An 8,743-nucleotide genomic window follows, 5' to 3' on the forward strand; every position below is an offset into this window, starting at 1 on the left:
GGGTGGGCAGGAGTTGGTCGGCCGTCTCACCGAGCTGGGCGCCGGTGTGGAGGTCGTGGCGGCGGACATGTCCGATCCCGAGGCGGTGAAGGACTTGGTGGCCGGTATCGATCCGGCCCGTCCGCTGACCGGTGTCATCCATGCCGCCGGGATTCTGGAGGACGCTGTTCTGTCCGCCCAGACTCCCGAGGGCCTCACCCGCGTCTGGGGGCCGAAGGCGAGGGCCGCGCATCACCTCCACCACGCCACCGCCCACCTCCCCCTCACCCACTTCGTCATCCTCTCCTCCAGCACGGCGTCCCTCGGCAGTCCGGGGCAGGCCAACTACGCCGCCGCGAACGCCTACGTCGACGCGCTCGCCGCGCACCGTCGCTCGCTCGGGCTTCCGGGCCTGTCGATCGGCTGGGGCCTGTGGGCGGAGGCCAGCGGCATGTCCGGCGGACTCGGCGAAGCCGACCTGGCGCGGATGGTGCGTTCCGGGGTCGGGGCGTTGGCCACCGGTCACGCGCTGGAGCTGTTCGACAGTGCGTGGCGGGACGGGCGTGCGCATCTTCTCGCGATCGACCTCGACGCACGGGCGCTGGCCGCGCAGCCCGCCGCCGCGCTGCCCCCGGCGCTCCGCGCCCTCGCCGCGACCGGAGGGCGCGCGAACGGGACCGGGCCCGGAGCCGGGGCGCGTATCCGGCGGAGCGCCGCCCCGGCCGTACGTGCGGAGCCGGAGGACTGGCACAGCAGACTGGCCGGGCTGTCGGCGGGCGAGCGTTACCGCGTGCTGCTCAACCTCGTGCGGGGCGACGTGGCGACCGTGCTCGGGCACGCGGATCCGGAGCTGGTGCCGGAAGAGGCGTCGTTCAAGGATCTGGGGTTCGACTCGTTGACGGCCGTCGAGCTGCGCAACCGGCTCGGCGCCGCGACCGGGCTGCGGCTGCCCCCGGCGCTGATCTTCGACTACCCCCGGGTCGGGGCGCTCGCCGGGGAGCTGCTGGAACGGGTGGCGCCACGGGACGAGACGGCGGAGGGGGACGCCGGGCCGCCCGCCGCGTACGAGCTGGAGCCCGTGCTCGACGAATTGGCCCGGCTGGAGGGCACCTTGGGCGCGGCCGCGCTCAAGGGCGGTGACGCCAGGGCCGTCACCTCACGGCTGGAGGCGCTGCTCAGCCGGTGGAGGGCCGCCCAGGCCGAGGCGGGGGCCGCGGCGGTCAACGGTGACGGCGGCAACGGGAGCGGCAGCGACGGAAGCAACGACACCGGAGCGGCCACCCAGCTCCAGGACGCCACCGCCGACCAGTTGCTCAACTTCATCGACAACGAGCTGGGCGCGTCCTGACCGGCCCCTCGCGCAGCGGGGACGGCAGGCAGGCAGCACGAGCAGAAACGCGAAGCGATAGGGGCCGGTGAGAAGCAGATGGCGACCGAAGAACAGTTGGTCGAGTACCTCAAGCGTGTCACCACCGATCTCCAGGAGACGCGCCGACGGCTGCGCCAGGTCGAGGAGCAGGCGCAGGAGCCGGTCGCGGTGGTCGCCATGGCCTGCCGCTTCCCGGGAACGGGCAGCGGCCGGGACGGCACGTCCGGGCGCGACGTCACCTCGCCGGAGGAGCTGTGGGAGCTGGTGGCCGCGGGGCGGGACGCCATCGGTGACTTCCCCACCGACCGCGGCTGGGACCTGGAGGGCCTCTATCACCCCGACCCCGACCACCCCGGTACGAGCTACACCCGCAAGGGCGGGTTCCTCTACGACGCCGACCGGTTCGACGCCTCGTTCTTCGGTATCTCGCCGCGCGAGGCGCTCGCGAGCAGCCCCCAGCAGCGGGTGCTGCTCGAATGCTCGTGGGAGGCGATCGAGCGCGCCGGGATCGACCCGGAGACGCTGCGCGGCACCCGTACCGGCGTCTATGCGGGGACGGCGACCACCGGGGACGGTTCGAAGGGCGGCGGCGGTGCCTCGCAGGCGTCCGAGGGGTACGCGGGCAACGCGCCGAGTCTGCTGTCCGGCCGGGTCTCGTACACCCTGGGCCTGGAGGGGCCCGCCGTGACGATCGAGACCGCGTGCTCGTCGTCGCTGGTGGCCGTCCACCTCGCGGGCCAGGCCCTGCGGCAGGGCGAGTGCGAGCTGGCGCTCGCGGGCGGCGTCACCGTGATGGCGACCCCGGAGGTCTTCACCGGCTTCTCGCGGCAGCGGGGCCTGTCGCCGGACGGGCGGTGCAAGGCGTTCGCCGCGGGCGCCGACGGCACGGGATGGGGCGAGGGCGCCGGGGTCCTGGTGCTGGAACGGCTGTCCGACGCGCGGCGCAACGGCCACCCCGTACTGGCCCTGCTGCGCGGCTCGGCCATCAACCAGGACGGGGCCAGCAACGGCTTCACCGCGCCGAACGGCCCCTCCCAGCAGCGCGTGATCCGGCACGCGCTCGCCAACGCCCGGCTCTCCGCTTCCGAGGTGGACGCGGTCGAGGCGCACGGCACCGGCACCGTCCTCGGCGATTCCATCGAGGCGGACGCGATCATCGCGACGTACGGCAGGAACCGGCCCGCGGGGCGGCCGCTGCTGCTGGGCTCGGTGAAGTCCAACATCGGCCACACGCAGGGAGCGGCGGGCGTCGCCGGGGTCATCAAGATGGTCATGGCGATGCGGCACGGCACGCTGCCCGCCTCCCTCCACATCGGGGATCCGACCCCGCACGTCGCGTGGGACGGCGACGCCGTACGGCTGCTGACGGGGCCCGAAGAGTGGCCGGGCACCGGGCACCCGCGCCGCGCCGGAGTCTCGTCGTTCGGCATCTCCGGCACGAACGCGCACGTCGTCCTGGAACAGGCACCGGACGAGGAGCCACTTCCGGAGAACGAGCAGGCGCCGGGGGACGGGGCGGCCGAGAACGCCGCCGTGCCCTGGGTGCTGAGCGCCCGGAGCGCGTCGGCGCTGCGCGCGCGGGCGCGTGAACTGGCCGCACACCTCGGCTCCGCCGGGTCCGACCCGTCCGTGGCAGAGCCCAGCGACGCCGACATCGGCCGGTCCCTCGCGACCACGCGCTCCGTCTTCGAGCAGCGGGCTGTCGTCGTCGGCGCCGACCGGGGCGAACTCCTCGCGGGCGTCCGGGCGCTGGCCGAGGGCGAGGAGCACCCGTCCGTCGTAGGGCCCGGCGACGTGGTGGGCCTGGGCAGCGCCGGGGCCGCACCCGTGCTGGTCTTCCCCGGGCAGGGCTCGCAGTGGGCGGGCATGGGCGCGGAACTCCTCGCTTCGTCGCGGGCGTTCGCGGACCGGATCGCCGCCTGCGAACGCGCACTCGCGCCGTACGTCGACTGGTCGCTGACCGACGTCCTGCGGGGCACCGAAGACGCGCCGGACCTGGGACGCGTGGACGTCGTGCAGCCCGCGCTGTGGGCGACCATGGTCGGGCTCGCGGACGTGTGGGCCGAGCACGGGGTGCGGCCCGCCGCCGTCGTCGGCCACAGCCAGGGCGAGATCGCCGCCGCCTGCGTGGCGGGCGCCCTCACGCTGGAGGACGCCGCGAAGATCGTGGCCGTACGCAGCCAGGCGCTGCGGCAGCTCTCCGGCAGCGGCGCGATGGCGTCGCTGGGCGTGGGGGAGGAGCACGCGGCCCGGCTCGCGGAGGACGCGGCGCCCGACGTGGTCGTGGCCGCCGCCAACGGACCCACCTCGACCGTCGTCTCCGGCCCGCCCGACCAGGTCGCCGCGCTCGTCGCGCACGCCGAGGCCGAGGGCCTGCGCGCCCGCACCATCGACGTCGACTACGCCTCGCACGGACCGCTCGTCGACCGGATCGCCGACGAGCTGACCGAACGGCTGGCCGGAGTGCGCCCCGTACGTGCGGAGACCGCCTTCTGCTCGACCGTCACCGGCGCCCGTATGGACACCTCCGGCCTCGACGGCGACTACTGGGTGACCAACCTGCGCCGGCCGGTCCGGTTCGCGGACGCCGTGGGGGCGCTGCTCGCCGACGGACACCGGGTGTTCGTCGAGGCCAGCCCGCACCCCGGGCTCACCATCGGCCTCCAGGAGTGCTTCGACGAGGCCGGGATCACCACCGCGAGCGCCGTCCCCACCCTCCGGCGCGGGAAGGGCGGCCCCGAGCAGGTGCTCCGGGCCGTGAGCCACGCGTTCACCGCCGGGGCCCGGACCGACTGGACGCCCTGCTTCCCGCGCCACCCCGCGCCGCCCCGCACGGTGCCGCTGCCCACCTACCCCTTCCAGCGGCAGCGGTTCTGGGCGTACGGCGGCACCGGCGACGACGGCGACCCGGCCCGGCTCGGCCTCGGCTCCGCCGCGCACCCGCTGCTCGGCGCGGCCGTCGAGGTGGCCGACGCCGACACCCGCCTCCTCACCGGCCGCCTCACCGCGCACGGCGGCACCGCCTGGCTCGCCGACCACCGGCTCGACGGCGCCACGCTCCTCCCCGGCGCCGCGTTCGTCGAGTGGGCGCTGCGCGCCGCCGACGGCACGGACTGCGGGCAGGTCGAGGAACTCGCCCTCCAGACCCCGCTCCTCCTCCCGCCCTCGGGCGGCGTCCGCGTCCAGGTCGTCGTGGGCGCGGCGGACGGCGAGGGACGCCGCGACGTCCGCGTGCACGCGCGGCCCGACCACGACGACGTGCCCTGGACCTGCCACGCCACCGGCGTCCTCGCCCCCGGCACCGCTCCCGGGGACATCACGGCCGACACGCCCGCCCCGGAGGAAGCGTGGCCACCGCCGCACGCGCGCCCCGTGGACCTCGACGGTTTCTACGCGCGGGCCGAAGAGGCCGGATACGGCTACGGGCCCGCCTTCCGGGGCCTGCGCGCCGCCTGGCGGGACGGCGACGACCTGCTGGCTGAGGTCGAACTTCCCGAGGCGGCGGGCCAGGACACGGGCACCGACGGCTTCGGCATCCACCCCGCGCTGCTCGACGCGGCCCTCCACCCCGTACTGCTGGGGGAGGAGGAGACGGCGACCGCGGGTGCGGAGGACGGCCGCGTGTGGCTGCCGTTCGCCTGGCGCGGGGTCGCGCTGTGGGCCACCGGGGCGACCTCGGCCCGGGTCCGCGTCGCGCCCGGGACCACCCCCACGCCGGGTGAGGACGACCGTCGGACGCTGCGGCTCACGATCACCGACGGGACGGGAGCCCCCGTGCTCACCGCCGGGTCCGTGGAGCTCCGCCCCGCCGACACCGACCGGCTCCGGGCGGCCGCCCGGGCCGGAGCCCGGGGACTGTTCGCACTGGACTGGGTGCCGCTGACCGCGCCCGCACCGGGCGAGTCCGACGACGGCGGCTGGGCGGTGCTCGGCACGGAGTCCCCGTGGCCGGACCTGCCGTGCCGACCGGGCCTCCCGTGCCGGCCGGATCTCTCCGCGCTCGGCGCGGCGCTGGACGAGGGCGGGACCGTGCCGCACACGGTGCTGGCCCCCCTGCTCACGGCGGAGAGCCCGGCGGGGGCCGGAGACGGACTCGCCGCCGCGCAGCGGACGTTGGACCTGTTGCAGAGCTGGCTCGCCGACGCACGGCTGACGGACAGCCGCCTCGTGCTCGTCACCCGGGGCGGCGTGACCGTACCCACCGCCGACGGGGGCGAGGGCCCGGCGCCCGATACCGCAGCGGCCGCGGTGTGGGGCCTGGTGCGCGGCGCCCAGGCCGAATACCCGGGCCAGTTCCTGCTGCTCGACCTCGACCCGGAAGACGAGCCCCCCGCTTCCGCTTCCGTCCCCGCTTCCGGTTCCGTCCCCGCTTCCGCTTCCGCTTCCGCCTCCGCTTCCGCTTCCGCCTCCGCGTCCGGCGGGGCTGTCGAGGACGCCGTCCTGCGCGCCGTCGCCGCCGACGAACCGCAGGCGGCGCTCCGCTCCGGACGGCTCCTCGTCCCCCGCCTCACCCGTACGAGCGCCGAGGACGGCGTCCCCGCCGCGCTCGACCCGGACGGAACGGTACTCATCACGGGTGGCACGGGCACGGTCGGCGGACTGGTCGCTGAACACCTCGTCCGTGCGTGGGGCGTGCGTCACCTGGTACTGGCCGGACGCCGCGGCCCGGAGGCGCCCGGCGCCGAGGCGCTGGCCGCACGCCTGACAGAACTGGGCGCCCACGTACGCGTCGTCGCCGCCGACGTCGGCGACGCCGGGGCGACGGCCCGCCTCGTCACGGAAGCCGGTGGCGGGGCCGGTGCGGAGCACCCGCTGACCGGCGTCGTGCACGCGGCCGGTGTCCTGGACGACGCCGTGCTCACCTCCCAGACCGCCGAACGGCTCGCGCACGTCTGGCACGCCAAGGCCACCGCCGCGCGGAACCTGCACGCCGCCACGGCGGACCTGCCGCTCGCGATGTTCGTGACCTTCACCTCCGCGACCGGCGTCGTCGGCAACGCGGGCCAGTCCGGCTACGCCGCGGCCAACGCCTACGTCGACGCCCTCGCCGCCCACCGCCGCGCCCAGGGCCTGCCCGACCTCTCCCTCGCCTGGGGCCTGTGGGAGGAGACGAGCGAGCTGACCGGCCACTTGACCGGCGCCGACCTGGCCCGGCTGCGCCGCTCCGGTTTCTCGCCCCTGCCCACGGCCCAGGCCCTCGACCTGTTCGACGCCGCGTGCCGCGCGCCGCGCCGCGCCCTCGCGGTGGCCGCCGGGATCGACGTGCGCGGCATGCCCGCCGCCGAGGTGCCAGCCGTGCTGCGGGCCCTCGCGGGGCGTACGGGCGCGGCGCGCCGCACCGCCGCCTCGACGGGTGACCCCGACGGCGGCGGCGCGCACGCGGACGGACTCGCCCGCGAACTCGCCGGGCTGGACCCCGCCGAACGGCTGGACGCCGTCACCGGCCTCGTCCGCCGCACCGTCGCCGTCGTCCTCGGCTTCGACTCCCCGGCCGACGTCCGGACCGAAGTGCCGTTCAAGGAGCTGGGGTTCGAATCGTTGACGGCCGTGGACCTGCGCAACCGCCTCTCGGCCGCCTGCGGCCTGCGCCTCCCCACGACCCTCGCCTTCGACTACCCGACCCCCGCCGCGCTCTCCGGCTACCTGTCCGACCGCCTCGCCGGAACGAGCGCCGCCGCCCCGGTCGTCGGGAGCGGCGCGAACGGAACGGCCGACGCGGACGAACCGATCGCCCTCGTCTCCATGGCCTGCCGCTTCCCCGGCGGCGTCCGCACGCCCGAGGGACTGTGGGACCTGGTGTCCCGGGGCGTCGACGCGATGGGCGAGTTCCCGGACGACCGGGGCTGGGACCTGGAACGCCTCTTCCACCCCGACCCCGACCACTCCGGGACCAGCTACGCCGACCAAGGCGCGTTCCTCTACGACGCGCCCGGCTTCGACGCCGCCTTCTTCGGCATCAACCCCCGCGAGGCGCTCGCCATCGACCCCCAGCAGCGGCTCCTCCTGGAGACCTCCTGGGAACTCCTGGAACGCGCGGGCATCGCACCGCCCTCGCTCAGGGGCAGCCGTACGGGCGTCTTCGCGGGCGTGATGTACCACGACTACGCGTCCGGCCTCGCCACCAGCGGAGACACCAAGCTGGAGGGCTACGCCATGCTCGCCAGCTCCGGCAGCGCGGCCTCGGGCCGGGTGGCCTACACCCTCGGCCTCGAAGGCCCCACGATGACGGTGGACACAGCCTGCTCGTCGTCGCTGGTCGCGATGCATCTCGCCGCCCAGGCGCTACGTCAGGGCGAGTGCGAACTGGCGCTGGCGGGCGGCGTGACGCTCATGGCCACCCCGGAGGTCTTCACCGGCTTCTCGCGGCAGCGCGGCCTCGCGCCGGACGGACGGTGCAAGCCGTACGCGGCGGGAGCCGACGGCACGGGGTGGGGCGAGGGCGTGGGTCTGGTGCTGCTGGAGCGGTTGTCGGACGCGCGGCGTAACGGGCACCGGGTGTTGGCGGTGTTGCGTGGGTCGGCGGTGAACCAGGACGGGGCGAGCAATGGCCTGACGGCGCCGAATGGTCCGTCGCAGGAGCGGGTGATCCGTGCGGCGCTGGCGAGTGCGCGGCTGACGGCGGCCGATGTGGATGCGGTGGAGGGGCACGGGACGGGGACGACGCTGGGGGATCCGATCGAGGCGGGGGCGTTGCTGGCGACGTACGGCCAGGAGCGTTCCGGCGGGCGGCCGTTGTGGCTGGGGTCGATCAAGTCGAACATCGGTCATACGCAGGCGGCCGCGGGTGTGGCCGGTGTGATCAAGATGGTGCAGGCGATGCGGCACGGGGTGTTGCCTGCCTCGCTGCACGTCGATGAGCCCTCCCCGCACGTCGAGTGGGACACGGGCGCGGTGCGGTTGCTGACCGAGCCCGTGGAGTGGCCGTGCGGCGAACGCCCGCGCCGTGTCGGAGTCTCTTCCTTCGGAGCCTCGGGCACGAACGCCCACCTGATCCTGGAACAGCCCGAGGAAGACGCGGCGCCGCCGCGTCCCGCCGAGGAAGAGCCTGCCGGATCGGCGCCGGTGCCGTGGGTGTTGTCGGCGCGGAGTGCGGGTGCGTTGCGGGAGTTGGCCGGCGAGCTTGTGGGGGTTGCTGGTTCGCCGGGTGAGGTGGGCTGGTCATTGGTGGCCTCGCGTGCGGTGTTCGCGCAGCGGGCGGTGGTGCTGGGGGAGGACCGGGAGGAGTTGGCAGCGGGCGTCTCGGCCTTGTCCTCGGACGAGCCGCATCCGGGTGTGGTGCGGGGGTCGGTGGTGGGTGAGGGTGCCGGTCCGGTGTTGGTTTTTCCGGGTCAGGGGTCGCAGTGGGTGGGGATGGGGGTTGAGCTGCTGGATTCGTCTCCTGTGTTCGCGGGGCGG

General features: G+C 75.4%; 2 protein-coding genes. Both read left to right on the plus strand.

The window, feature by feature from the left end:
• Nucleotides 1-1,327, plus strand: a 1,327-nt coding sequence (locus ABD343_RS40675) for a beta-ketoacyl reductase (RefSeq protein WP_344535917.1), incomplete at its 5' end; no start/stop codon positions are given.
• Between the two features lie 78 nt (nucleotides 1,328-1,405).
• Nucleotides 1,406-8,743 (plus strand): type I polyketide synthase (locus ABD343_RS40680; protein ID WP_344535918.1); only part of this gene is annotated, 7,338 nt, incomplete at its 3' end.

It is taken from the genome of Streptomyces albiaxialis, from assembly GCF_039530985.1.
GTDB classification, from domain to species: Bacteria; Actinomycetota; Actinomycetes; order Streptomycetales; family Streptomycetaceae; genus Streptomyces; species Streptomyces albiaxialis.